Source organism: Leptothoe sp. EHU-05/26/07-4, from assembly GCF_043421015.1.
Taxonomy (GTDB): domain Bacteria; phylum Cyanobacteriota; class Cyanobacteriia; order Phormidesmidales; family Phormidesmidaceae; genus Leptothoe; species Leptothoe turfae.
This window is the reverse complement of record NZ_JAXSQV010000004.1, coordinates 1,164,927-1,190,672: the sequence shown is the minus strand read 5'-3', so window position 1 is coordinate 1,190,672 and position 25,746 is coordinate 1,164,927. Positions and strand designations below refer to the sequence as shown.

General features: G+C 47.2%; 19 protein-coding genes. 8 read left to right on the top strand and 11 right to left on the bottom strand.

Annotated features, from left to right (window positions below; genetic code table 11):
• Nucleotides 1-26 precede the first annotated feature (26 nt).
• The 3 genes from U2F10_RS18095 to U2F10_RS18085 form a co-directional block, all read right to left on the bottom strand.
• Nucleotides 27-998 (bottom strand): zinc-dependent alcohol dehydrogenase family protein, encoded by a 972-nt coding sequence (locus tag U2F10_RS18095; RefSeq protein WP_499872952.1) that lies wholly within the window; start codon nucleotides 996-998, stop codon nucleotides 27-29.
• Between the two features lie 50 nt (nucleotides 999-1,048).
• Nucleotides 1,049-1,447: a nuclear transport factor 2 family protein gene (locus U2F10_RS18090; protein WP_499872951.1), complete on the bottom strand. Its 399-nt coding sequence runs from the start codon at nucleotides 1,445-1,447 to the stop codon at nucleotides 1,049-1,051.
• Between the two features lie 114 nt (nucleotides 1,448-1,561).
• Nucleotides 1,562-1,753 carry a hypothetical protein gene (locus U2F10_RS18085; RefSeq protein WP_163659047.1) on the bottom strand — a complete coding sequence of 64 codons (192 nt, stop codon included), beginning with the start codon at nucleotides 1,751-1,753 and terminating at the stop codon, nucleotides 1,562-1,564.
• Between the two features lie 240 nt (nucleotides 1,754-1,993).
• Here U2F10_RS18085 and U2F10_RS18080 point away from each other — a divergent pair, with 240 nt between their 5' ends.
• Complete coding sequence (locus tag U2F10_RS18080; RefSeq protein ID WP_499872950.1) at nucleotides 1,994-3,292, top strand: glycosyltransferase; 1,299 nt, start codon at nucleotides 1,994-1,996, stop codon at nucleotides 3,290-3,292.
• Nucleotides 3,293-3,562: 270 nt separating this feature from the next.
• Here the strand turns inward: U2F10_RS18080 and U2F10_RS18075 are convergent, their stop codons facing one another.
• The 3 genes from U2F10_RS18075 to U2F10_RS18065 form a co-directional block, all read right to left on the bottom strand.
• The gene (locus U2F10_RS18075; RefSeq protein ID WP_499872949.1) at nucleotides 3,563-7,630 is read right to left on the bottom strand and encodes a WD40 domain-containing protein; all 4,068 of its coding nucleotides are present in this window, start codon (nucleotides 7,628-7,630) and stop codon (nucleotides 3,563-3,565) included.
• A 90-nt stretch (nucleotides 7,631-7,720) separates the two neighbouring features.
• Nucleotides 7,721-8,308, bottom strand: coding sequence for a GNAT family N-acetyltransferase (locus tag U2F10_RS18070; RefSeq protein ID WP_499866884.1), 588 nt, complete (start codon nucleotides 8,306-8,308; stop codon nucleotides 7,721-7,723).
• A 108-nt stretch (nucleotides 8,309-8,416) separates the two neighbouring features.
• Nucleotides 8,417-8,956, bottom strand: coding sequence for a GAF domain-containing protein (locus U2F10_RS18065; protein ID WP_250564673.1), 540 nt, complete (start codon nucleotides 8,954-8,956; stop codon nucleotides 8,417-8,419).
• Nucleotides 8,957-9,143: 187 nt separating this feature from the next.
• On the opposite strand from U2F10_RS18065, the gene U2F10_RS18060 reads away from it, so the two are divergent.
• A complete protein-coding gene (locus tag U2F10_RS18060) occupies nucleotides 9,144-10,661 on the top strand; it encodes an amidohydrolase family protein (RefSeq protein ID WP_499872948.1) in 1,518 nt (505 codons plus the stop codon).
• A gap of 131 nt (nucleotides 10,662-10,792) precedes the next feature.
• Here U2F10_RS18060 and U2F10_RS18055 read toward each other — a convergent pair whose 3' ends face one another.
• Nucleotides 10,793-11,938: an alpha/beta hydrolase gene (locus U2F10_RS18055; RefSeq protein WP_499872947.1), complete on the bottom strand. Its 1,146-nt coding sequence runs from the start codon at nucleotides 11,936-11,938 to the stop codon at nucleotides 10,793-10,795.
• A gap of 343 nt (nucleotides 11,939-12,281) precedes the next feature.
• Here U2F10_RS18055 and U2F10_RS18050 point away from each other — a divergent pair, with 343 nt between their 5' ends.
• Entirely contained in the window at nucleotides 12,282-14,258 is a 1,977-nt protein-coding gene (locus tag U2F10_RS18050) for an ArnT family glycosyltransferase (RefSeq protein WP_499872946.1), read from the top strand.
• A 3-nt stretch (nucleotides 14,259-14,261) separates the two neighbouring features.
• On the opposite strand, the gene U2F10_RS18045 is transcribed toward U2F10_RS18050, so the two are convergent.
• Together U2F10_RS18045 and U2F10_RS18040 are read right to left on the bottom strand one after the other, a co-directional pair.
• Nucleotides 14,262-15,110, bottom strand: coding sequence for a sulfotransferase family protein (locus tag U2F10_RS18045; protein WP_499062257.1), 849 nt, complete (start codon nucleotides 15,108-15,110; stop codon nucleotides 14,262-14,264).
• Nucleotides 15,111-15,169: 59 nt separating this feature from the next.
• Nucleotides 15,170-17,056 (bottom strand): GTPase family protein, encoded by a 1,887-nt coding sequence (locus tag U2F10_RS18040; protein WP_499872945.1) that lies wholly within the window; start codon nucleotides 17,054-17,056, stop codon nucleotides 15,170-15,172.
• Nucleotides 17,057-17,281: 225 nt separating this feature from the next.
• Here U2F10_RS18040 and U2F10_RS18035 point away from each other — a divergent pair, with 225 nt between their 5' ends.
• Nucleotides 17,282-17,530, top strand: a complete 249-nt coding sequence (locus U2F10_RS18035; protein WP_499872944.1) for a hypothetical protein — start codon at nucleotides 17,282-17,284, stop codon at nucleotides 17,528-17,530.
• Between the two features lie 175 nt (nucleotides 17,531-17,705).
• On the opposite strand, the gene U2F10_RS18030 is transcribed toward U2F10_RS18035, so the two are convergent.
• Together U2F10_RS18030 and U2F10_RS18025 are read right to left on the bottom strand one after the other, a co-directional pair.
• Nucleotides 17,706-18,407 carry a hypothetical protein gene (locus U2F10_RS18030; protein WP_499872943.1) on the bottom strand — a complete coding sequence of 234 codons (702 nt, stop codon included), beginning with the start codon at nucleotides 18,405-18,407 and terminating at the stop codon, nucleotides 17,706-17,708.
• Nucleotides 18,408-18,727: 320 nt separating this feature from the next.
• On the bottom strand, nucleotides 18,728-19,378 hold the full coding sequence (locus tag U2F10_RS18025) for an SH3 domain-containing protein (RefSeq protein ID WP_499872942.1): 651 nt from the start codon (nucleotides 19,376-19,378) through the stop codon (nucleotides 18,728-18,730).
• 750 nt (nucleotides 19,379-20,128) lie between these two features.
• On the opposite strand from U2F10_RS18025, the gene U2F10_RS18020 reads away from it, so the two are divergent.
• The 4 genes from U2F10_RS18020 (at nucleotide 20,129) to U2F10_RS18005 (ending at nucleotide 25,444) form a co-directional block, all read left to right on the top strand.
• Nucleotides 20,129-21,262 (top strand): M12 family metallopeptidase, encoded by a 1,134-nt coding sequence (locus U2F10_RS18020; RefSeq protein ID WP_499872941.1) that lies wholly within the window; start codon nucleotides 20,129-20,131, stop codon nucleotides 21,260-21,262.
• 1,437 nt (nucleotides 21,263-22,699) lie between these two features.
• Complete coding sequence (locus tag U2F10_RS18015) at nucleotides 22,700-23,260, top strand: hypothetical protein (protein ID WP_499872940.1); 561 nt, start codon at nucleotides 22,700-22,702, stop codon at nucleotides 23,258-23,260.
• Nucleotides 23,261-23,580: 320 nt separating this feature from the next.
• Nucleotides 23,581-24,477, top strand: a complete 897-nt coding sequence (locus U2F10_RS18010) for a helix-turn-helix transcriptional regulator (protein ID WP_499872939.1) — start codon at nucleotides 23,581-23,583, stop codon at nucleotides 24,475-24,477.
• A 37-nt stretch (nucleotides 24,478-24,514) separates the two neighbouring features.
• Nucleotides 24,515-25,444: a helix-turn-helix domain-containing protein gene (locus tag U2F10_RS18005; protein ID WP_499872938.1), complete on the top strand. Its 930-nt coding sequence runs from the start codon at nucleotides 24,515-24,517 to the stop codon at nucleotides 25,442-25,444.
• Nucleotides 25,445-25,746: the final 302 nt, after the last annotated feature.

Below are 25,746 nucleotides of genomic sequence, written 5' to 3'. Positions count from 1 at the left end.
TTCTAACCTTGGACAAGGGTATTAATTTACAGGCCATTGGGAGCCAACAGAACTTTACCCTTGCGTTCTCCGGCCATGGTGTAGGTGATGGCCTCTGTAATCTCATCTAGCAAGAAATGTTTTTCAACTGGTGCATGTAGTATGCCTGCAGCTACAGCCATGGTCAATTCACCATAAACTCTGGTTTGTTCTTTTTTACTGGTTTTCAGTAACCAGGGCAATAACCAGAATCCTCGCACGCGCACATCACGGAAAAGAATTGGGGCAACCTCGACCGAGGCTGGTTGATTGGACATACCACCGTAGAGAACGATGGTTCCAGCTTCCTTAAGTGTTTCTGCCAGTCGACCAAACGTGTCGCCCGCCACAGCGTCCAGGGCTAACGTCATCTCGGTACCCGTTGCTTTACGCACCTGTTTGGCCAGATCTACTCCATCGACTAAAACGATATCTGCGCCCGCTTGCTTCAGGGCTGCCACCGCACTCTCGCGGCGCACAACACATACGAGATTAACCCCTCGCGCCTTGGCTAACTGCAAAATATAGCTACCCACCGCTGAATTGGCAGCAGATAGTATCACCCAGTCCCCTGGTTTGAGTTCCACAAACTCGGTCAGCAACAAATATGCGGTGGCTGGGTTCACCCGGAGCATAGACAGCTGATCTAGATCGGCCTCTGGTAAAGGCACAAGCTGATCAATGGCACCGACCATCTCTGTAGTCCAGGTACCCACCGAAGGCAACAGTACCAGCTGCCCTTCATCAACGCCGTTGCCATTGACTTCAACCACTCTGCCTAGACCTTCAAGACCGGCGACTGCTGGGAGGTTGGGCTTCACCCCATACTGCCCTGCGATTTGAGCGACATCGGATGGATTTATAGGAGCTCTGAGTACCTTAATCCGTGCCTGCCCTGCGGTCAGCATAGAGGCATCACTTTTTTTTACTTCCAGCACGTCTGCAGGATTGCCAAAGTTGCGATATAGAACCTGCTTCATGGTGATTTATCCAAATAAAATTAGATGGTATTTTGCTTTTGAGGAGACTATTATGATGATTGCGATCGCAGCGAATGCAGGCTAGGAATATCCCAAGCCTCCTTGAGGCGTTGATCAACTATTCTCCAAACCACAACAGCATCGGTCTCAAAAGAGCTACCGTCGAGGGTCATACTCGGGCAGGCATGGGCCACGACAAACTCGTCACCCACAGCATAGGCTTGGTGAATCCGCACACTAAAGGTGTTGTTAGTCAGCTCACCTAATTTTCTAAAAAATCCTTGCAAGCCTTCAAAACGTTGATAGTCACCGTGAAGCTGTGGCAGCTGAGCATTGATGTAGTGCCAGACAAAATCATCGGCAAACAACTCTTTTATTTCGTCTAATCTATCCGGCACCAGGGCCGGTATTTTTCCAACTAGAGAGAGGTTAGCCTGTGCTTTACCCATGGTTATTTTGTCCTATTACCATGGTTTTACCTTAATTAAGTCGGCGTCTCTAGACCGTCTCCAGAGCGTCTAACCCTTGTGCTGTAATCGTTTTAGCAGCAAGCAGCTGCTAGGTTATTGATTCAAAGTCGTGGTGTCATGCTCCACTAACTCAGTCGCATCGGATTGCAAATATGACACAGCTGACATAATTAACCCCGGTGCCAGGGATGGATGGGGGTATAAATCGGCCACGATAAAGGTTAAGAGAAATGCGATCGCAAGCCGTTCAAAAGCAAGATGATAGGGGCGTAATACTTGCAACATTTTTCGAGGCCTCCCTAATGTGTGGTTGTGGAGTTAAACTGTGGCGGTTGAAAACGTTCTATGTGTTTCAACTACCCCAAAGGTAACCAAACAGGCGTCTCTAACTCGTCTCTAATGCGTCTCCGTCCCCACAACCAAGCCCATAGGGATCGCCGTGACACACATATCTAAGCCCATGGCCTACTATTGGAAATAGAACAGTGCAGGCACATTAGAATCTCCTAGGGGAGTCAATACATCATGAAAGTCTTAATCGTTACCCTGGGCTCTCGCGGTGATGTGCAACCCTACGTTGCGCTGGGCCAAGGATTAAAGACCGCTGGCCATGAGGTCACTGTTTGCACCAGTACTCTGTTTCAAGCCTTTATCACTGAACAGGGTCTGCATTACGGCCATATGAATAATCAGCTGATGCAGCTGATGGACTCAGATGCAGGTCGAGATGCGATGGAAAATACCAACAATCTGTGGGGGACTATTCGCACCAACATCAAACTGTTTTCCCAGGTGAAGTCAATGTACCGCCAGACCCTTCAGGATATCTGGCAAACCACACAATCGGTTGCACCTGATCTGTTGATTTTGGCATCTAAAGCCGCATTTATGGCTGAAGCCATTGCCGACAAACAGGAGATTCCTTTGGTTATCGCCCTACCGTTTCCCCAGTTTGTGCCTACGGCTCAATCTCCTGCCATGGGTTTTCCAGATTGGCCCCTGGGCCGCTGGTATAACCGATTCACCTATTGGATTGTGCACACAGCCATTGGTTTGTATGGAGGGATTCCCAATGAATTTCGTCGCAAGGTGTTGCAGCTACCGCCCAAACCTAAAGGTATGGACCTGTTGCACCGGGCGGATGGCAGTCCGATTCCCGTGCTCCATGGCTATAGCCAATATGTTGTTCCCCGACCAACCGACTGGCCAGATTCTGTCCATGTTAATGGCTATTGGTTCTTGGATCAACACGATAGCTGGCAGCCACCAGATGACTTAAAAGCATTTCTGGAGGCGGGGGCACCACCCATCTATATTGGATTTGGCAGTATCTCGGGCAGTCAGCCCCAGCGACTGGCTAAAGTTGTTATTGACGCATTACAGACCACCCATCAACGGGGTATTCTGGCCACGGGCTGGGGTGGCCTGCAAACGGGCGACTTACCTAAAACAGTTTTTCAGCTAGATCAAGCCCCCCACGACTGGTTGTTTCCAAAAGTGTCAGCTGTCATCCACCATGGTGGTGCGGGTACAACTGCCGCAGGGTTACGAGCCGGACGTCCCACGCTGATTTGTCCTTTCTTTGGCGATCAGCCATTTTGGGGCAAACAGATTTACACCCTAGGGGTGGGGCCAAAGCCCATTCCACAAAAACAGCTGACCACCAGCCAGCTGGCTGAGGCCATGCATGACCTGGTTTCTAACCAAACCATGCGACACAATGCTGAGACATTGGGTGAGAAAATTCGGACTGAGGATGGTGTGGGAAATGCGATCGCAATCCTAGAAACCCTATTCTCTTCTCAGCCCTTAGGCCGTTATTAGATTAAGGCGTTGCCGATCCTCGACCAGGCTCTAATCTGAAAAATACTGCTGTCAGGTAATCCTGCCAGATCGATTCATCCTCTAAATCCTACGGTGTACACACATCTCGACAGGGAGCTCTTAATCCTGCATTACCCCCCTTAATCCCCCCTTACCAAGGGGGGAAATCTGGTCCTCCCCCTTACCAAGGGGGAGTTAGAGGGGGTGAAGCAACCGCAGACGCTAGTTTTCAGGACTTATGTACACAGTAGCCTCTAAAGCAGCAACGGCTTACTTCTCAACTGCTCCCAGCGCCTTCAAAGACTCTTTTTGAGCAGCGGTTAACCCTTGCACATCGGTAATATTCATATTCTCGTAAGGTCTGGGTACCATCAGAGTCTTCAAACATTCACCCGTAGCAACAGTCCAAAGTCGAATCGTTTGATCCGAACTGCCACTGGCCAGTATTTGACCATCGGCGGTAAAGGATAGTGAATTGACACGTCCATAATGTAAATCTAGAATCCGTAACAATTTGCCTGTGTTAGCATCCCAAAGCTTAACCGTCTGATCGTCGCCACCCGTGGCTATGGTGCTGCCATCTGGGCTAAAATCAGCCGCCCAAACAGTTGACTGGTGCCCTTGCAGAGTTTTTAGCAGCTTACCCGTCTTAGGATTCCACAGTTGTACTGTGCCATCATCACCGCCGATCACTAACAGTTGACCATCACAATGGAACCCTAACGTCCAGGTGGCAGTTTTTTGACTTTGCAAAACAGTGAGCAATTCTCCCGTTGCCGTATCCCACAGTTTAATGGCCCCATCCATACCCGTGCTGGCAAAGTATTGACCATCTGGGCTAAAGCGAGCTGCAAACACCCAACCGTCATGGGCATCAACGGTTTTAATCAACTGTCCAGAGGGCACATCCCATAGGCGCACTGTTTGGTCGAATCCACTACTCAACAGCAGTTGACCATCGGCGCTAAACTCTACGAAATATACGGCAAAATCATGCCCATGTAGCATCCTCAAAAGCCGACCTGTGGCCACATCCCATAGACTGATAGTGTTCTCAACACCACTACCGGCTATCGTCTTGCCATCGGGACTAACCGCCACCCCTAAGACAGCGTCACTCTGCCCTTCAAATGTTTTGATCAGCTCACCCGTATCCATATGCCAAAGTCTCACCTTGTGATCGCTACTGGCACTCACTAAGAGAGGTTTATTAGGATGAAAACGAACGGAATTAACCCAACTGGAGAAACCCTGCAATGCCTTGAAAAGCCGTTTTTGGGGTATTTCCCATAGTCTAATGGTGTGATCATTGCTGCCAACGGCCAACTGTTGACCATCGGGGCGAAAGGCCAGGGCCCATACGAGGCTAGTATAAACGGTTGCAATGCGCAGCAGCTGACCGGTTTTTGGGTTCCACAACTTGGTGGTAGCGTCAGCACTACCGCTAGCAAGATAATGACCACAGGGGCTAAACGCCACGGATGAAACCCAATATTTGTGTGCTTGGAATATCAGTTCAATGTGTCGGGTTTGCCAATTCCAGATGCGAATACCACCATCATTTTCACCAATAGCCAAATACTGCCCATCTGGACTAAAACTGACACATTTAGGCTCAGTTTCACAATGCCAGACAGTGATCACGTCTCCCGTTTGGGTGTCCCAAATACGCAGGGTTTTATCAACGCTAACACTGGCAATTTGTTGGCCGTCTGGGCTAAAGACAGCTGCATTAATCTGTTGAGTATGTCCGGTTAATCGATGTCGAGGTTTGTAGGTGTTTAAATCCCACAGGATCAAATGAGTGTCAAGGCTACCGCTCACTAGCAAATTATCGGTGGGGCTAGTATTTATGGTCCAGACAATCCCTGTATGCTCTTTTAGCACCTGAATCAATTGGCCTGTAGCGACATCCCAAATATTTATTTCTCCAGCCTTGCCTTCAGTCGCTAAGTGTTTACCATTATGGATAAAATCCACAGCAATCACCCAGCTGGTTGACGCTTCTTTTATGATCAAGATCGGTCTCTGGTCAATTGTTCGCCAGACAACAACTCGCCCATCCCCTTCACCGGTGGCCAGAAGTGAGCCATCAGGACTATAGGCAACACTGGCAACAGGATCTAAGGGTTGATTAAATGCCGCTTCTTTAAATACAGTATGGGAAAAGTCAACCTGTTGCAGAGGCACATGCTGTAGATAGGCGTGATAAATTGTTAGTCTCGATAAATCCAACTCTGTAAAGTCTATATCCAGGGACCACGCAAGATTAATCAGATTGCCAGCGCTATAGCCAGTGGCTTGCTTCTGAAGTGATTGCAATATTTTGAGATGGTCCAAAATAGTCTGTTCTGGATGCGATAACCATTGCTTCAACTGCTCAGCAACAACCTGTAAGATCAGCCTTTCTTGACTCTCTCGTACAAAATCTTTGACAGTCGTTTTAATTAAGGCATAGGTAACTGTTGCCAGAGATTTTAGGGGCTGGCTGCTAAAACACTCAGGATCAGTTAATTCCTCACCGATCTGTTCAATCAACCGATCGATGACATACTCCATAATCACCGGCTGCTGGGTATAAGTATTACCCCGTCGTTCAATTAGAGAACGCCAACAGAGTGATTCGATGGCCTCAATTAATTTTGTCTTATGGCAGGACGGATAAATATCCGCCTTGAGTTCAGTAATTGTGGTCCAATCACGATTAATCGCCAGCCAGGTCATGACCGTTTGTTCCAGGGGAGAGAGACGGTCAAACTGAACATCTAACAATTTTCGTGCACCATTAAAGAGCAAGGTGTCTTCTTCTAGAAATAGGGAGATATCGCCATCAAACACATCGCGGATAGAACTGCTGATGATCTGCAACGATAGGGGACTATGACCGTAGCGATCGCAAAGCCGTTTTTTATCATCTTGGCTACCCACCAGTTGCTTCGCTTCAATCAGAGCTAGCGCTGCCTCCGGCGAACCTTCTAACTGCAACACCTGCACCGCAGGATTTGCCTCTGACATCGTGGCCACCTCAGCCGGTTTTTCTCGGCTGGTTAGCAACAGACAGCTTTGATGGTTAGTCTGACCGGCAACTGACAATAGTTCACTATAGTTCCCATAGCCCTCACGATATTGACCAGCCCGTTCTCCCCCCTTAAACAGGGTTTCCACATTGTCCAAAATCAGTAAACATCGCGCTTGCCGTAGCCAATGCACCCATCGAGTCAGGGAACAGGTCGCTTCTTGCTGGTTAGATATAAACGGCACTAAATCTTCTAGCAACGTATTGAGCGGCGGTGCATTACGCAGCGAACGCCAGATGATGAAGTCAAATTTTGTCTGCAGCTCATGAATCACCTTGGCCGCCAGGGAGGTTTTGCCAATGCCGCCCATCCCCACCACAGTCACCAGGCGACACTGGTCTTGGTCAATCCATTGATATAGCTGGCCTGACTCCTCTGAGCGGCCATAGAAAAAACTAATATCTGGAGCTTCTCCCCAGTCGATTTGTGGTTTTGTTTTGGGAGCACCGATGGCAACCGCCTCAGTAGTCAATTGCCCCGACCATGGCTCAGCCTGTCTAGGGGTGGGTGTTGGTGTTTCATCTAAAAGCAGCTGTTCATAAAACTGGCGTGTTTCTAGACTGGGGTCAATGCCCATTTCATCCCGCAGCAGCGTCATGCACTGGTGGTACACCTGTAGGGCATTGGCTCGTTCTCCCTGCTGGGCATGGCACTGCATCAAGGTTAGATAGCCCGACTCATTCAGGGGTTCTAGCTGGAGTAAGCGTTGGGTAGTTGCGATCGCATCCCGATACTCTCCCAATTCAGCTAACACCGAACTCAAGTCAGCCAACCCATTGATCAAAAGCTGATGCAAACGATGGCGCTCCGGTTCAATCCAATCGTCATAGCAGGTGGGGAGTAGTTCACCTTGATACAGTTCAATAGCTTGCTTGAGACTCTCGGCCTTGGCTGGAGTCGTCACCGCCTCAGCCGCCTGGGCAATTTTGGTTTCAAATGCCGCCACATCCGACCAGAATGAATATTGAGGTCGCCATTGAATCGTTTGGGGTGTGACCGCCAATAGCTGATCCGCATCTGGCAAAATCTGTCTCAGCCGATGCAGTTCTCGCCTCAGACTCGTTTTTGCTTTGCTATCGGTGGTATCTGGCCAAAATACACTGGCCAGCTGCGCCCTCGGCTGGGGTGTTTGCGCATTTAGCACCAAATAAGCGATCAACGACTGATATCTGTCTGTCTGTAATCCTTCGACCGGTTGGTGCTCAAACGTTAATCGAAAATGACCTAGCAGATGGATACATAGTCGTTTGGAAGATTGCATTACTCTATGCTCGACCGTTCACAAACATCAAGAGGGAAAAGCACAACACTATCAGATAATTTGTTGGGCATTGCTGATCCGAACTGAGTTCTACAGGTTAGCCCTCATCAATAGACACCCTCCCTGGTGTGGAATCAGAGGATGGGGTTGGAGTTCGATGGGCCTGACGCTCTCAAATCCATGGCGCTGATATAACCGCTGGGCTCCGATATTATCTGCCAATACGATCAGGCTTAAACTGTTATAGCCTTCTGTCTGGGCTTTGGATTTTGTGAGCTCAATCAGCCGGGAGCCGATCCCTTTGTGCTGATAGTCTTTTAAAACACAGAGGGCATCAAGAAAGAAACTGCCGTCCACTCGGGCCGAGAAAAAATCTTGAAAGTGCTCCAGCCGGTCTGTTGGGAAAAAGTCACGCATTTCCGGGGTAATTTGATGATAGGTGGCCGGAAATGAGAGGGCCATGCCAATGACGTGGTGATTCAATTCGGCCACAATGGCACTGCGATAAGAGTGAGGATACACATCCTGTTCCAGGCTAGATGCGACAAACTGCAATGCGGAAACCCCTGGCACCAAATCGTGGAAAAGAAACTCGACGGCTCCATCCGAGGCGATATACTCTAGTTCAGCCAGAATCTTGCTATCTGCCTTTTGGCCTTCTCGGTATAGAACTTCCATGGGGGCCACCGCTCAGAGGGTGCTTTAAAGGTAGCATTCAGGGCTCGATCAGTAGTCATCCGTGATCTGCTGTAGGGGACCAGCCGTCGCTCCTGGCCACAGCCCCCCTCAATAATCCTTAATAGAAGGAGCCGAGGCCAGGGTTAAAGCGCCTGCCTGCATACGTTTAACATCCATCTCTGACCAGGTCTTGGGACCTTGACAGTGATGGGCTACGAGCAAACCCCATAGCCCCTGGTTAGTCAAAATGGGCACTACCAAATTGGCTCGCACATGCAAGTGTCGCAAAAAGTCACGGTGACAAGGCTCAATGGAGGCTGTTTCAATATCCTCAATGGCTCTGATGCGACCAGCCAAATAAAGCTCAGCATACTCATCGTTAAAACATTGGTCTGGCCCGGTCGAACCGTAAATAGAGAATTCCCCGGCACTTAGGGCTTCAAAGGTGACCTGGCCTTCCCATTGATTGTAAAAATAATAGATAACGACTCGATTAACCTGTAGAAAGGTGCGCAGGTCCTCAGTCGTCTTTTGCACTAGCTGATCACGCTGTATGGTCTGTCCCAGACGCTGCAGGATAGACCCGATTGCGCCGACTTCGGTATCGACCCGTTGAGCATGAATATTTGGATCAAACTGGGTCGTCATGGTAAAAAAGCAGCATTTCTCAGCATTAATTCCCTTGTATCACTTGCTATAGCAAAAATTTAATTAATTCACAGAATTTTAAGCAACGGAAAGATTTTCAGCACCCTAGTCTGAACTAATTGACAAACATCAAAAAAGCTTCAAAATAAATTGTTGCTTTACATGGTTTTCTAAGTGGACGGCAACGATGACAGATATTCGGTTAATTCGAGGTCGCTGGGTTTTTACGGGTGAGACTACGCTAACTGATGGCGCGATCGCAATCCAGGACGATACTATTGTGGCGATCGATTCCTGGGCGACGTTACAGGCGACCTATCCCCAGGCAGCGGTGATTGGCTCTGATAAGTTTGCTGTGATGCCGGGGTTAATCAATGCCCACCACCACAGTAATGGGGTGCCCAATTCTCTCCAGGGTGTGGACGATGATTTTCTAGAACTGTGGCTGTTTGCCAATATTGGCTTGCGATCGCAAGATCCTAAACTTAAAACTTTACTGAGTATTGCCCAGCTATTGCAGAGCGGGGTAACCAGCGTTGTCGATGTGGCCAGCCTTGGTGGCACCGCCCAGGACTGTCGGGACAATCTTGAGGGACGACTGGCCGCCTATGGGCAAGCTGGCATGCGCGTCGCCCTAACGCCGGGCATTCGCTATGAAAATATGTTTGTCCATGGTGAAGATGACGCCTTTTTAACCAGTCTGCCAGAAGACTTAAGACAGCGGCTGCAAACCCTGGTGCCCATGGCACAGCCCTTATCCAGAACAGCACACATAGAGCTGATTACCGACTTTGTTCAACAGTATCAGACTCACCCCCACATTGATATCTGGTTTGGTCCACCAGGCCCCCAATGGGTGGGCGATGAGTTACTGGTGCAAATGGTGGATGCCGCTGAGCGCTTAGATACCCATGTTCAAACCCATGCCCTGGAGTCATTCTATGAAAAACTGATGGGGCCGCGTCTCTATGGTCAATCTGTGATTGCTCACTTAAACCAACTGGGGGTACTGAGCCCTCGATTCTCCATTGCCCACGGCGTCTGGCTAACCCCAGCTGACATTGAAATTTTGGCGACAACTGGAGCTGCGGTCAGCCACAACCCCAGCTCTAATCTGCGACTGCGGGCGGGCATGGCTCCGCTGACAGCCATGCTCTCTGGTGGGGCCACCGTCGGGTTAGGCATGGATGGCACTACCCTTGGCGATGATGAGGACATGTTTGCTGAAATGCGATTAGCGGCGCGGCTGCAGCGGTCTCCTCAAATTAATAGCCCGGCCCCTGGCTATGGCGATATCTTTCAGCTGGCAACAACCGGCAGTGCTAAGCTCATGGGCAAAGAGCAACAGCTTGGCAAACTTGCCCCTGGCTATCGGGCCGATGTGGTGTTGGTAAATTGCGATCGCATCACCTGGCCCTGGGTTTCTCCTGAGGCCAATCCCCTCCATGTCATGCTGATGCGGGCCAAAGCCACCGATGTGGACACTGTGTTAGTCAATGGCAAAGTTGTCTTAAAATCAGGCACACCCACCGGTTTTGACCTACAAGCAGTTGGACAAACCATTGCCGAACACCTTGAAGCCGCCCCCAACCGAGACAACTATCGTGCACTAGCAGCAGAGCTCATTCCCTATTTAAGTAACTGGTATGCCCAATGGGAAGTACCGCCCTTATCTCCCTATGCCGCCTTCAACTCTCGCACTTAGTAAGCATTAGGTTATCCCAGGGCACCCACAAGGGAATGGCCCTTGGCGACATCACAGCCCTAGAAATTTAAATTAACTTAAATTAACCTCGAAGAAATCTTTGAAACCTGGCAGCTATTGGGTATACCGTCTTAAATAGCCTTCAAAAAATTACTAACACTGGCATCCCACAGCGGACGATCCACACCGATCAACTGATGATGCCCAGCATCCGCTGACACCACTAATTGTTTTGTCGCTGGAATAGTTTGCACCAATGCTTCAATATCGCTAACCGGAGTCCATTTAGCCTGCGCCCCATGGATAACCAGGGTGGGGCATTTAACTGCTTTGGCATAGTTGATGGGGTTATGGCTAAAGCCATTGATACCGTGCTGGATACTAGCCCAGAAAATAAGTAAGGTTGCCGTCGGGTCTGTGGGAATTTTGTGGTGGCGCAAACGACTTTTAACAGCGTCAATCAGACGGATGAAGGGTAGTTCTAGGACGATGGCATCGGGGATGATGTTATGGGTTGAGATCGCCCTTAAAATCGCCGCCGTACCCATGGAAACACCATAGAGAATAATGGGCGAATCCCCATGCCCTTGAACAACATTTCGATGCTTTACATCGTTAAAAACAGTGACAACATCCTGAGCTTCTGCAATGCCCAGGGTCACAGTATTGCCACTGGAACCGCCCACCCCTTGAAAATCCACTAAAACCGTATTAAACCCCAGGGAAGCAAAGCTCTGGGCAGGCGGAATCAGTTGACTGCTTTTAGTGCCCAAATTACCTGGGAATAGAATCACCGTTCCTCTAGGCACCGCAGTTTGAGCAGGAATTTCCCAAGTTTCTAGCCACCTGGATTGACCAATGGGAAGAGTGCGCGTGCCATAGAATACCCCCCGATCTGAGGGAGTCTGGGAATGACTGGGCTTCGGTACACCGAGGCCAATCTGTCCCGGTGAACGCACATGGGTCATGTGGTGGGCCAGCAGATAGGGTGGAAAGTTAAGGCTAAAAAGCAAAATTGCTAACCCCCAGCACAGCTGCCGCCGTCGTTGATGGTTGATCGGTCTAGAAACCGGCACCGGCCTTCTACTCAGAACCTGAGCAGCTACAATGCAGCCAGTGCCACCAAATAGACAAAACGCCCCTACCTGAACCAGGGGAAAAACCCAGGCGTTAACAGCACCTAGTAAATGTAATACAACCAAGGCCACTGTTAGACCGACTGGCGCAAGTAACGTTAAAAAACCAACATTAAGCAACCGTTTGCAAGGGACAGTCATAGTGGGGGTACTACATTAGTATCTGCTTACGAAGGTTTCCTTCATCAATGACAGTCAATATTTCGGTTGAAGTGCAAAAGCATCCAACTCCCCACCTGAGTAGAGAGTCTATCTTTCTATGAAATCTTCAACGGTTGGCCAAGTGCGACAATATTTCTTGCAACACAATTCCGTAACAAAAAATAGCGTTCTAATGTTTTAATCCTCTGTCAAGTAACCTACAGTAAGCTCATTGGCAAGGAAGCTCACGCGCTGCTACTTATGGGTAGGATAGTGGAATGGAATAGTCCCTAAAGCTTCCTCAGCGCATTAGTTAAGCTCTAACCCACCTGATCTACTCAAAATGCTAGCTATTCTTCCCATAGCAAGTCTTATCTTGTTAATACTGATCAACTCAAAGATTTTTCAGCTCAAACGAGAAGCACTGCTAGGTGCGCTGATGTGCTGGGGAATTATTGTCACCGTTTTAACCGAAGTTCTGAGCCTGGTTCGAGGATTTAACGTTATCTTTTTAACGCTGTCCTGGCTGATAGTAACAGCAGGCATAACCTTTTTCCTATGGAAAGCATATGGGCCAAGGCTGCTCAAAACCGCACCTAAACAATGGTTGAGTCCCTATCCTTTTATCGATTTGCCGGTAACACTCAAGCTATCGACCATCGGGATGACCCTGGCATTGCTAGCAATCGGTGCTACGGCTGTTTTAGCGGCCCCAAACCATTCTGACTCCATGGAGTACCATCTCAGTCGCATTATGCACTGGATGCAGAATGGCAGTGTAGCCCACTATCCTAGCCACAATATTTTTCAGCTTTATCAAAATCCTTGGTCTGAGTTTGCGATCGCACATCTCCAAATCCTCAGCCACAGCGACCGTCTCAGTAACACTGTGCAATGGATCAGCATGATCGGCTCCATGCTGGGGGTCTCCCTAATCGCTAAGGAGTTGGGGGCAAAACGCAACGGTCAAATTTTGGCTGCAATTTTTGCTGGCACCATGCCCATGGCAATACTACAGGGCTCAAGCACCAACAATGATCATGTAGTAACCCTGTGGATAGTCTGTTTTGTCTACTTTGCCCTGGCGACCATGCGGCAAGGATTAAAACCGCTGCTGCTGGTGTGTTTAGGCACCAGCCTGGGCCTGGCAATTCTCACCAAGGGTACAGCCTATATCTATGCTTTTCCCTTTTGCATCTGGCTATTGCTGTGGGGCATCAAAAATCTAGGTTTACGCATGGTAAAACCCATGGTCGGCTTGCTCGCCATTGCCATTGCCATCAATGCCGGGCATTATCTACGTAACTTTGGTCTATTTGGCACTCCATTGGGGTCCCCTGGAGACGAAACCGGAGCCGCTTTTGGGTTAACATATCTGATTTCTAACGTAGTACGCAACCTGGCTCTCCATGCCGACATTGTTAGAAATCTGCATTTAGACAGCGTTGTTACACCAACCACAGGGCTTACCGAAAAAGCAATTACCATCTTTCACAACATTATCGGCGTAGATGTTAGCGAGCCCTTGATTACAAGTGCAAAGGAAACGCGCTTCTACGTGCCTAGCATCTCGTTTAATGAAGACAAAGCAGGAAATCCCTTACACTTGCTGATTATTCTGGCCTCCTCTGGGCTATTGCTAATCAATGGCCGCCTACAACAGCGACGGCAGTTATTTTTATATTGGCTCACCACAACAGCGACCTTTCTACTGTTTTGTCAGTTGCTGACCTGGTCCACGTCACGCTGTCGCCTACATTTACCCATTTTTGTTCTCTTTGCAGCCCTAGTAGGCACCGTCATTGGCAATGCACTCAATCGCAGGGTTGCTAATATTTTAGGCATATTCCTGGTACTGCTTTCATTTCAGTGGGTGTTGAGCAACGACATTCGACCACTAACGGGTGAAAACAATATTTTTGCTGCATCACGCCCGAGCCAGTATTTTAAAAGTCAGCCAGTGTTAGAAGAAATTTACACTAACGCTGCTAACGAGATTAACAACCAAAGCTGTGCAAACGTTGGCATGGTTTTTGAAAATATCTCCTTTGAATATCCCTACTGGCTATTGCTAGACGCCCCCCGGCGCAGCCTCAGGCTACAACATATTGGTTTAGATAATGAGTCTGCACCTTTAGAGACATCCCGTCGCTATGGTCAGTTTGAACCCTGTTTAGTGATGAAAACAGTTTCACGAAACCAGGATGCGCCCTTGGAAACTGAACTTCAGATCGAGGAACAACAGTATCGAGAGATCTGGCAACAAAGCAACCAAAGAGGCAAGTCTATCAAATCGGTACAGTTATTTGCTATGAATTAGCCCTTATATTGACTGACACAACTCAATTAACGCTGCCTGGCAGTCATGGTGTATCTGCTTGGCACGCTCTACTAGTTCTGTGGGGAAAGATTGGGTGAGTTGGCGTTGCGATCGCACAATTTTTCCCGCCTTAATTTTTCCCTTTGGATCGCCCACCCCTTTCATGCCAGTGGTTTTCAGCACCTTATATTCTTCCGTAAACGGTGCCTGTGTATGCAAAAACTGCTGTAGTGTTGCCAACACATTTGGAGTGTTATCCAGCAGTTGCTCATAGGTAACCACCAGCATCCGCTCTGGGTTGTTGATCAGCCGCGCATAGTCCACCAGCATAGCCATACGCTCAGCATAGTACTCAATCGTATCCTGCTGATTCCAATGGGGCTTGAGGTCGGCAATACTGGCTAAGCTGCGCTCTGGCTCTCGCAACAAAAAAATGGCATATACCTGTTCAGACTGCAACCAGTCATGGTTCAAAAACTTTTTGTTGTGCAAGACTTTGTCCATCACATACTGATGGTTCATGCGTAGGTTCTGCACATCTCCCAACTTACGAAAGTCTTGGGCTTGCCAATAGACCTTCTTGAGCAACCCCTTAAAGTCATTGGCATCAGCATAATTAGTGTGGGTTTCACCGTAGCCAATCACCTCAGGATTCGTTGTCAACAAATGGGTCAATAGCGAAGACCCAGACCGCATATGGCTGAGTAATAGCAAAAACCGATAGGGTTTGGCCCGAAACGCTACGCCATAGGGCTGATTTGCCGACTCAATGCGATAGTTAAAATAATTCTGCACCAAGTCATTCTTATACTCACGAATTCGCTGTCGCCACTGGCTTACTGCTGCTGCCATAGGTGTTACTAAATAAACTTAAAAATAGCAATAAATACCCTGATTCTACGTTACCCCGCTTATTTCCTGACGGCTTCATAGTCTTGCAAGTATCGCTCAAACGCTTTATCTAACCGATTTGTCTCCCCCAACCAGTAGGCCGTCAGCCCATGGCCAAACGCCCAGGCATTCTGTTCTGGTGGCGTATCATTGTCTAACAGCATTGGCCACAGGGTAAGCAAATCAAAGGTACTACCTTCTTTAGCCAGCAGGTTAAACAGCTCATAGGCCAGCTGCAGCTTACCAATCACCACTGGGGCCTGCTCAACTGGAATCTTTTCCATCAGAGCCGTAGCCAGCAGATCTGAGCCCGTCATCATGCGTGAGAGGTAACGCAGAATCGGACTTTTCAGCAGTTCGGTTACCCCCTGGGTGGTAGTCATCTGAAACGTGTACTGGTCAATCAGCTTGGCCGCCGCTTTGGCTAAAGCCGTCTGATTAGTCAGAAACCGCGCCAGGCGATACTGCTTAGCATTCCCCAACGTCTCCACTAGCTTGAGGGCCAGAGCGTCATCATTCCAGGCGGCTCTGTTATTGTCATAGGTCACCAACGGCAGCACAGTTTCAGCCGACTGCCCCAGGGTGTCCACCCGATAGGCAACGGCATCACGAATAGACGCTTCCTTAGGTCGCTGCCCCATTTGCCAATCGTAGGGGGGCTGCCATTCTCGTATAGGCCGCAGTCGATCAACCTGGGTTACCACCACCACCGTTGGCGGGTGCTGCTCCGCTGCTTTAAGGTCATGCAAAAAAGTTTTGTCGCTCTGTAACGCCGGATCCAAAGCCGGGGTCGCCAGCACCAGCAAGTCCGCATCCGCCGCTTGATCGAGAACTAAATCGCGAAAATCGCCACGCTCAATTTGTTCATACCCAGGGGAATCAATCAGAGTCAAGACTTCTCCCGTATCTAGCTGCCAGCTATATTGGCGAATTTTATCGGTACTGGGCAGTACATCCACTTCTGCCAGCTCGGTTTTGAATAGGGTATTGATCAGGCTGCTTTTTCCTGCCCCCGTACGACCTACTAACATCAAAGAAACCGGTTTCTTTTCAATGGTTTCAGTCGGGCTAGCCGTTTCTAAAATTGACCGCAGTGTGGCCGTTTTTGCCTCAGTACCCAAAGTCTTGGACGGCTCTGCTGCAAAAATTGCCGGTAGCGTATCGCCACTGTACAAGTTAGCCGTTTGCTGAGCCAGATTGCGCAATGCCGTTTCCCGTAGCAGCTGGCTCAGGTTTACCAATAGCTGCTGATTTGCCTCGTTAGAACTTTTTTGGCTGGCCACTTTAGCCGCTGCTGCCGCTGGGTTAATTAACCACTGCGCCCAGTTCCACGCCCGCCACAGTTTTCCCATGGAGGGTTCCAATTTGCGATATATTTCGTAAGCTTCATAGGCCTGGCCAACGGTCACCTGATTCAACACAGGAGCCAGCTGGGTCATGGCCCGGTCCATATCATCCACCGTCCCCCGAATTAAGCCATAGGCCTGGGGCACATAGATATTGAGTAGCGGGTACTTTACTTCCGGATGATAGTGGTGGGCCACCGTTGCCACGACGGTCTGACATCGCTTCCAGAAAGCAGGCCAATCGTCCCATACAGGCGGATCTTCGCGGGCTCCGGTCAAAATTGGCTGTAGTGCAGATTCCAGCACCTGATTAGCTGCGTTATCAACCGTCACAGATTTCAGCTCTGACCGGACAGCCGTAACAATGCGATCAATCTCACGGGGCTTGGTCCAGTGCACCAGCAACCAACGCCAGCCCACAAACACGAATAGAATGACAGCCCAAATCCAGGTGATGCCCCAGGTACGTAGCTGAAATCCAGCTGCAATCAACATAAAGGCGACAACCATCACCAGCGGCAGCGCCAGCACAATCCACTGCCATCGTTTGAGCTGTACCATCGTCTTTTACCACATCATTTTTTCTAGTTTAAGCAGAGGATCAATGTCGGAAAAGGGGAAACATCCGAACTAATAATTCCTTCTTATACCCCAAGAGAGATAAGGACATTACTGTCTATTTCCTGGATTACGGCACTGTTCAATGTTTTACATACTCTTACTCAATGAGATGGGACCAACAAAAGAACAATGGTCTTTAATACTTGAGAGAGGAAGCAAGACCTAATGAGTTTGAATCGCAAACATTTTTTGGTGTTCCTTGGTGCTGGTGCCTCTACGATGGTGGACTGGCATGCTACCCATGCAAATTCTGACCTTGACCTAGCGGTTTGGGGACTCTCAGACGATGCTCTATACTCTGCGGTAGGTAGGTTACTGACTTTGGACAATCGATTAAAAATTGATTTAGTAATGGCTGAGGATGTCTCTCCTAATGTTATGGCTGAGATTGAGCGTTTACATCAAGAGTTATGAATACATATGCGATCTCGCTAGCCGCTTGACTCCGAGCTGAACTAAGTGACTTGGCGCAGATTGTCGAACGTGCTCAGACACTTTAGACAAAAGCTGTGGATCCTTAGACGAGGGGTTATGGAGGGGAAGGTGGGTAGAGAATTGATTACTCTAAAATTTTGTCAATAAAAGACTTCTAATCTACTATCCTCACAACTTCTGTATTACCGTCACTTACAATAACTTCCTGCGCAAACCAATACTCGTCCTCTGCTAAGCAGATTACTTCATATGTAGCATTTTTATCTGGCTGCCCTCCGGAATCATATCTAACAGATGACTCTGCCTGAAGAATTCGCCATTTTTCTTTGCACTCATTGATAATTTTTTTCTTAAGTTCAGGGTCAGAAATTTGTTCAAAAGAAATTTGTGTTTCAATCTCATCTAGAGTCCATTTTTTGCACGCTCCGACAGTTGCAGCATTGTCACAAGAGAAATCATATTCCTTGATATCTTTTGGAGAAAGCGAATTTCCAGATTGAATTTTTAACTCTAAATTTAGTGTTCCATCTTCTCTCTCACTAGATATGGATACTATTCGCTTAGATATATCACTCATTCCTTCTAATTCTTTTATAGTTGCGCTAACCTGTTCGGGTATTGGACTTCCCCAGGAATAAAGCTCTTCTTTCGGTGAAGTGTTCAACAGAATGTTAGGAATTGAAATTGCTGCAATGCCCTCAAGTGCACTTTCTAACTCCCCTAATCTGTTGAGTAGGTTAGGTAGCTTGCTTAGATACGCCCCAACCCCTCCACCGCTGAGTGCGGAAAGAATAAGAAGCGTAACGTAGAACCAAATGCCTTGACGGTCTAGCCAAGTTTTTACAAGATCCTTCAAATTACCTGCTCCTATTTTAAGATGGATGCCTTATGCTGTATTGCATACTACGCCACAAAAAATTAGGAGCATTCACCACACCCCTCTAAAAAGCCAGTTGGTCTTGTAGATGCCTTTATACTTCAGCTTTGATTAAAGTGTGGGATTTATGACGAGATTTAGATAGTACCCCTGTGGGTACTTTTCGGTCTTATGTAGTGTCGTATACCCATATCCTTAAAGAGAAGGGCCTCATACTCTGAATGAGTAACAGGAAAGTGGAAAATATGGAAGCATATAAAGAAGCTCGGCAACAATTAGCTAGCAGGTTAATGCTGCATCTACAGCTGCTCAACAAAGCAGTTAGCTATCCAACCTTCTTGATCAGCAACTAAAAAATTCAGCGCACCATACTCTATAGATCGATCAAGAAGTGCTTCGTTTAAAGCTCTGTGCCATATAATCTCATCTCCATAAGTTGTTTCGCCGGTTAAGAATACGCGCTCTCCGACTGGAACAACACCCTTGATTACTGATGCATCCAGTGATGGGCTAGCCCGGAAATTAGCCCCTCCGGAGTGAAAGCCGTTGCAGGATGAAGGAATACGAATCCAATACCCATCGATATAAATTGTTGGAATAGAATCAGAAGAAATCTTGCCTGAATCATCCGTTCTATCAGGAATCACTGTAGGACTTGTAGGAACAGGCAACTCAGAAGGGAAAGAGTCTTCTTCAGGTAGTTGATCTTCAGGGGGCCTAGTTGGAAGGTTAGTCGGAATTGTATTTACCCTAGGAGGGTCCATCTCAAATATAGGGCTAAAATCTATTAATCTTTTAAATAGAGTGAATGAGACAGCTACAGAAATGGGGATAGAAATTGCTACTATCCCGATATATTGAATAACTGTTATATTAGCTACGGGAGGAGAAGATTTAGTTTTTTGGTTTGAGACTAGATAGGTTTCTAAATGCTTGTTCTCGGGAAACATGGCCAAGTACCAAAGAGAAATCTTTCTAAAGATACTATAGATTATACTACTAAGAAATCCTAGACTTTGATAGCAAGTTTCTTCTGCGTGAGTTTTAGTAGACATTTGGTGAGAGTTATTAACACAGAAGCTTGCCGTTACTCATGGTTTTGGCTTTGCAGTGCATAGTGATGGTTCAACAACGGAGTGGTAGTGAGGTGGACTTTGAGGATTGAAAGATTGAAAAGAAAAAGTACCCTTGGGGATACTACCTTCAGCAAGAGTTCTACGCTATGAGGGATAGGATTTAAGGGCTGAAAAGGCAAAATTGCAGTATAAGTTCTGTGAATAAGGGTGTTATCACGCAGAAGTAATGGATAGGATTTAGAAACGTGAGCTTTATTTAGCAGATCTGGCATTGGATTACATGTTAAATCGCAGCAAATATAGTATATTTGCACTATGCGCGGAAATATTGACCGCTACGCTCTAGACTCTTCATTCCAACCGATAGAGTAGGAGAGAACTTTGGGTCTAATAATTTTTAGCTATCGGGAAACTACAGAGCCGATGAGTTGGAAACGATTGAACTTCGTAATTATATGGTGTCAGGATGTTGCAGTGAACCGCTTTCACTCGTTTTGTTAACGGAAGAAGGAGTTTCCTAACGTAACGGGCATCGCGAGTCCATTGCATCTTTGGAGAGCTAGCGATGTCGCGAAGGGTTTTTTAGTTTAGTTTCTGGTCCCATCACCGATTGGAGAACACACCATGGCTAAGAATGATAATGATCTTGAAAAGCGCCTTGCTAACGTAGAAAGACAACTAGCAACATTGATATTGCAAAAGGGCTACAAAGGTCGTGGCAAAGAGCGGGAGACCTACTGCTCCCTTCCCAAGGTACCGCCACGTGAATTTGACGCAAATGTGTCAGCCGAACGAGCTGAGCTCATATTGTTGACCGGTAACAAATGGGTCAACGGCACCAAGTTGCACTACTATTTCTTTGAAGATGACTTTTGGGGTGCCGATAGTGACCAAAAAGACCTTGTTCGAAAGGGTTTCGAAATCTGGAAAGACGTTGGCATCGGATTGAGCTTCGAGGAAGTCTCGTCGCCCGACGATGCAGAAGTCCGAATCGGATTCCAGCGCGGTGACGGATACTGGTCGTATTTAGGCACCTACGTGCTGCGAATTGGACAAGCGGAACGCACGATGAACTTTGGGCAGGATTTGACTCGTGATCCGCGGCGAGAAAATGTGGCCGTTCATGAGATCGGCCACACCCTGGGGTTTCCTCATGGACATCAGAACCCATTTGCTGGCATTGTCTGGGATCGCGAAGCTGTCATCAAGGAATTCAGCGGCCCACCAAACAACTGGCCGCTTGAAACAATCGAAAGGAACATTTTGGATAAACTTCCGCGTAGTCAAGTCGAAGGTTCCGAGTGGGATCCCAATTCGATCATGCACTATGCCTTTGAAGCGGGGTTGATACTCCAACCCGAAGAATACCAGGACGGACTGACACCTGAGCCGGGTCTATCAGACACCGACCGGGAACAAGTGCGGCGATTTTACCCACCCAACACGCCAATCTTCACGGAGTTGAAGCCATTTGAACTGCAAAGATTATCAATCGCTCCCGGGCAGCAAAGGGATTTTTCCATAGCACCGACGGCAACACGCACGTACACCATCCAGACATTTGGCTCTTCGGACGTCGTGATGGTCCTATTCGAGGAAGAAAACGGGGATTATCGTTACGTGGCGGGTGATGACGATAGCGGCTGGGATCGAAATGCACAGTTATCAGTGCGTCTATACTCAGGCCGTCGCTACGTCCTACGGATTCGTATGTACTACGAATGGGCTAGCGGCGAGAGCTCTGTCATGTTGTGGTAATACGAGAAACAGCGAGTACTGATTCTGTAGTGGTTTACCACGCATAGTCAAATAACAAATTGCTCCATCGGAAAGGCGGTTCGTACGGAAACTGGAATGAGATCGCCTCTCCGGTTGAGTGCGGTGCTTGTTGTGACTCTTAATGCCTCACCGATGTGTTTTAGGAACCGCACTATACTTATGGATTCTTTGGAGTAAGCAATCTCGATCTAAAAATCAGGTAAGGGGATTCTCACTCTCTCCCTTATCCTCCTCCTCCTGATCCTTATCCACACCCTTCCCTTATGCCTATCATCCACACACCCCTACCACCCAGCATACAACCTCGCACCAGACACTCCAACATCAAGTCGTGCAACAGCGCAAACTTCTACCTTCAATCTGGAGTGTGCAGAGAAGAGTACCCTTGGGGTACCACGCTTTGAGATGGGCGTGTGGTATTAAAGATAGATTTGGGGGACTCTCGCTCTCTTACAACTGTTCCTCACTGAAATAATATCTTCTCCGAGGCTTTGTGGTCGTGCTTGGGCCGGGAGACTCAGAAAAAGCTGAGAATTAGGAGGTTTGGTAGTAAGAATAGATTTAGCTATCGTCAAGAAGAAGAAAGAAAATTGAAGAATCCCAATAGCAACAACAGTTAGAGATACTATATGGAACACATCAGTCACTTTACCTGAACTCAGCTCACCAGAGATAGGGTAAACCAAAAGGCCTGTAGCTACAGCTAACCAGAACACGCCATTCCAGCGATTTTCGGGTTTTCCCCTGAAAAATCCTGACTGCTCTACGTTTGAGCAATCATATGGCAACTAGTAACATGTTTGCCAAGCTTACGTTTCCATGTAACCTTAGCAAGTTTTTTCAAATATACTACAAAAGTTTAACATCTTACAGTACCCATAAAGGCCAAGGGTCTGGATTGAAAAGAAAAAGTATACCTAAGGATACTGTTATTAGCGAGGATTCTGCGCTATTAGAGACGGAATTTAAGGGTTATAAAAGCAAAATTTTGTCATAAGTTCTGTGAATAGAAGGGTACCACGCAGAAGTAATAGATAAGATCTAGGAGTGTGGGTCTTATGTAGTACTTCTAGTGTTGTACTACGCCATCGAGTTATCCATACTATTCATGAGCGAGATCGAAGTGTACAGCGACGCACCGTATGCCTTGGCTTCCCACACACGCACACATCGCTCGGTGCAATCCGATGCGGCGGTATAAGAAAAATTCACAATGCCCATTGCCGTCTCGCTAGAAAAGACTGCTGATACCAAATCAAACTTTCGATTTACGCGCACCTAATCACCGACTTTGGAGGAGGATTGAAAATGGTAGGCTGTACGTGCTTTTCTTGTGGGTCTTGTTCCGGCAGCGTTCCTTGTGGATGCATTTGCGCTGGTGGTACTTGTTATCGCATGCATGCACCATTCGCACCCATGAAATATGAGCTAAAGAACATGTTTGCATGGTTGGCGTTGGAACGAATTGGAAACGGCACCGAAACACCAATCCGTTCCGTCGGCGGCATTCTTCAAGACAAACTCAATTGTACTCTTCGTTTCGCGAACCCGCTGGAAGCGGTTTCCCAGCTTTGTGAGACCGTCGGTGAAAGGAACTCAGTAGCAATGATTCAAGGCGGTAGATCTATTGTCGTCGGAACAAAAGAGTTACTCACAAGCTCGGAGTTACATTCCGGATTTTTCAGCTATCCAAAAAGTTCTGGATGTGGATGTAGTTCATGTGGTGAAGGACAGCCATCGCCGGATATGACATATTCTATAAGTGCCGAAAAAGCTCCGGCAGGAGACCTGCTGTTGCTCATTGCCGAAGTCCTCGGATGTACTCTAGTTGTACCGACAGGTATTGATTGGCTGAGGACTATTTCGACCAAATCTGAGAATATTGGAGCGATGCAGCTCCTAGCTGAAGTCCTCGATACAACAACAGCCAACGGACATACCAGGGAGGATGGAGCGATCATTTACAATGCACCTTGATTTGAAAAGGAAAAAGTACCCTTGAGGGTACTACTCATAGCGAAAAGTTTATAGTATAGAGGTGGTGAGGAGTGGGGGATTGGATTCGGGACGGAATGAACCTGAACGGGATGAAAAAGGAGAATCTGAGGGCAGCTAGGTTGGCCCTCAGATTGCTCAAACGTATAACAATCAAGCCTTTTAAGAAAAGGAAATCGCTAAAATCACTTACTCTGGTTAGACTCAAAACTTTTGCAAACCTATTGCTTACGGGGCTTTTAGGGCTTATATACTAGCTAGTAGCCGCTTCGTTAGTTTAGGTGATGTAGAGGGCTCTAGCAATGAAATCTCATAGTCATGACTCGATAAGTGTTTCAACTATTGAAGATTTTTTCCCAGTAGGCTTTCCTGAACCAAACATTCAGAAGAATCTATGGGAGATTGGTGTAGAGATCCTCAACCTTCCACAAGGAGAAGTTCCCCAAGAAGTTACATTAAACAATCACACAATTGGTACTAATATTGGCCCGAGTCACAAGATTGAGCAAACGATTGATGGGCGCTACTCACAAGCTTCTCTATTGAATGGATGCGTCGGTATTTTTCCATATCAGCTACCACTGTGGAGCCGTTGGGATAGAGCTATAAAACATTTATACATTCACCTAGAACCCACGTTATTATCTCGACATTCACAAGAGCTATTTGATGACGATAACGTTGAACTAATCCCATCACTGACTGCTAATACAGATTTACTGATTCAGGAACTGAGCATAGCAATCAAGAACGAAATAGCCCATAGCCGACATAAAAATGGAACGCGAGTTTATGTGCAATCTATGGCAGATGCATTAGCTATACATCTGCTACAGAACTATTCAACACGGACAAAACCTATCAAACCTTACTCAGGTGGGCTATCACCGCAAAACTTAAAGCTGGTGAAGGACTATATAAATGACAACTTGTCTCATGAACTCTGTTTGGATGGGCTTGCGAAAGTGACGAGGCTTAGCCGCTACCACTTCTCGCGCGCATTCAAACAATCAATGGGAATTACTCCTCATCAATATATTATCCAGCAACGAGTGGAGCGCGCAAAGCAACTATTGTTGCAGAATCAAATGACGATTGCTGATATTGCACTCGCCTGCGGTTTTACTCATCAAAGTCATCTAAACCGTCACTTCAAAGGGTTAACTGGTGTGACGCCTAAGAAGTTTCTCAAGTCATAACAGGTTTGTGCAAAATAGTTCCAGGGGATCTCTAAAAATGAAATCTGATGAGAGAGACATCGCTATCATTTCACATAATAAAGATATAGCTATCACTCCGAAAGTTGAAGAATCTTCCCCAGAGGACCTCAATAAGTCAACAATACTATCAAACTACCAAGTAAATGGCGAGGGTATTGGTGTAGAAATTCTAAACCTGCCACAAGGAGAAGTTCATCAGGAAATTATTCTAGATAATTACACAATCGGAATTAATCTTGGACAGAGCCATCGTATTGAACAGATTACCGATGGAAAGTATGAGGAAGCGCAAATATTTACCGGAGGTATTGGTATTTTCCCATTTCAGTTACCCATGTGGAGTTGCTGGGATAAGGACCTGCATCACTTGTACCTTCATTTAGATCCAACGTTGTTATCTGGTCATTCACAAGCACTACTTGACGACGATAAGATTGAACTCATGTATTCAGTTGCTTCCATCGAAGATTTACTCATTCAACAGATTGGCCTGGCAATTAAAAATGAACTGATGTACAACAGAACTGGTAGCCGAGTTTATGTGCAATCTATGGCAGATGCATTGGCTGTTCATCTGCTACAGAACTATTCAACACGGACAAAACCTATCAAACCTTACTCAGGCGGTTTATCTCCTCATAAGTTAAAACTGGTTAAAGAACTCATACGCGATAATCTAGAGCGAGAACTTAGCTTAGACGAATTGGCCAAGGTGGCGAGACTCAGTCGCTATCATTTTGCGCGTGCATTCAAACAATCAATGGGAATTACCCCTCATCAGTATATTATTCAGCAAAGAGTGGAGTGTGCAAAACAACTACTGTTGGAAGGCGAAATGATGATTGCTAGTATTGCAATTTCTTGTGGCTTTACACATCAAAGCCATCTAAACCGTCATTTCAAAGGGTTAACTGGCGTGACGCCTAAGAAGTTTGGGAGTTCATAGATAGCAATTTTGTGCAAAAACAGCACTCGTGTGCAAGATCTAGAGTGTTTTTATGGGATAGAAAGAGTGTGTTGAGGAAGAAAGTTATCATTCTCTGACAGCTTCCATCTGCCAGATCTGACGCTGAATATATAGTCGAATCGTAGAGTTAGTTCATTTATACTGTACGTCAAAATATTGGTCGATACGACCCAACTCTTCGTTCCAACTGATATAGCAGCAACAAGATGAGTACAATGCTTCCACCAATTTGATGAACATATGGCTTTGGTGCGTGAATATTTTGGTAGACAGATCGGTCC

Excerpts from the sequence above, each read along its gene's own strand:
- U2F10_RS18035 (WP_499872944.1), top strand. The coding sequence starts at position 17,282 with ATGAGTTTGAATCGCAAACATTTTTTGGTGTTCCTTGGTGCTGGTGCC.
- U2F10_RS18045 (WP_499062257.1), bottom strand. The coding sequence starts at position 15,110 with ATGGCAGCAGCAGTAAGCCAGTGGCGACAGCGAATTCGTGAGTATAAG.
- U2F10_RS18065 (WP_250564673.1), bottom strand. The coding sequence starts at position 8,956 with ATGACGACCCAGTTTGATCCAAATATTCATGCTCAACGGGTCGATACC.
- U2F10_RS18015 (WP_499872940.1), top strand. The coding sequence starts at position 22,700 with ATGAAATATGAGCTAAAGAACATGTTTGCATGGTTGGCGTTGGAACGA.
- U2F10_RS18060 (WP_499872948.1), top strand. The coding sequence starts at position 9,144 with ATGACAGATATTCGGTTAATTCGAGGTCGCTGGGTTTTTACGGGTGAG.
- U2F10_RS18080 (WP_499872950.1), top strand. The coding sequence starts at position 1,994 with ATGAAAGTCTTAATCGTTACCCTGGGCTCTCGCGGTGATGTGCAACCC.
- U2F10_RS18010 (WP_499872939.1), top strand. The coding sequence starts at position 23,581 with ATGAAATCTCATAGTCATGACTCGATAAGTGTTTCAACTATTGAAGAT.
- U2F10_RS18020 (WP_499872941.1), top strand. The coding sequence starts at position 20,129 with ATGGCTAAGAATGATAATGATCTTGAAAAGCGCCTTGCTAACGTAGAA.
- U2F10_RS18075 (WP_499872949.1), bottom strand. The coding sequence starts at position 7,630 with ATGCAATCTTCCAAACGACTATGTATCCATCTGCTAGGTCATTTTCGA.
- U2F10_RS18005 (WP_499872938.1), top strand. The coding sequence starts at position 24,515 with ATGAAATCTGATGAGAGAGACATCGCTATCATTTCACATAATAAAGAT.
- U2F10_RS18070 (WP_499866884.1), bottom strand. The coding sequence starts at position 8,308 with ATGGAAGTTCTATACCGAGAAGGCCAAAAGGCAGATAGCAAGATTCTG.
- U2F10_RS18055 (WP_499872947.1), bottom strand. The coding sequence starts at position 11,938 with ATGACTGTCCCTTGCAAACGGTTGCTTAATGTTGGTTTTTTAACGTTA.
- U2F10_RS18050 (WP_499872946.1), top strand. The coding sequence starts at position 12,282 with ATGCTAGCTATTCTTCCCATAGCAAGTCTTATCTTGTTAATACTGATC.
- U2F10_RS18025 (WP_499872942.1), bottom strand. The coding sequence starts at position 19,378 with ATGTTTCCCGAGAACAAGCATTTAGAAACCTATCTAGTCTCAAACCAA.
- U2F10_RS18040 (WP_499872945.1), bottom strand. The coding sequence starts at position 17,056 with ATGGTACAGCTCAAACGATGGCAGTGGATTGTGCTGGCGCTGCCGCTG.
- U2F10_RS18085 (WP_163659047.1), bottom strand. The coding sequence starts at position 1,753 with ATGTTGCAAGTATTACGCCCCTATCATCTTGCTTTTGAACGGCTTGCG.
- U2F10_RS18090 (WP_499872951.1), bottom strand. The coding sequence starts at position 1,447 with ATGGGTAAAGCACAGGCTAACCTCTCTCTAGTTGGAAAAATACCGGCC.
- U2F10_RS18095 (WP_499872952.1), bottom strand. The coding sequence starts at position 998 with ATGAAGCAGGTTCTATATCGCAACTTTGGCAATCCTGCAGACGTGCTG.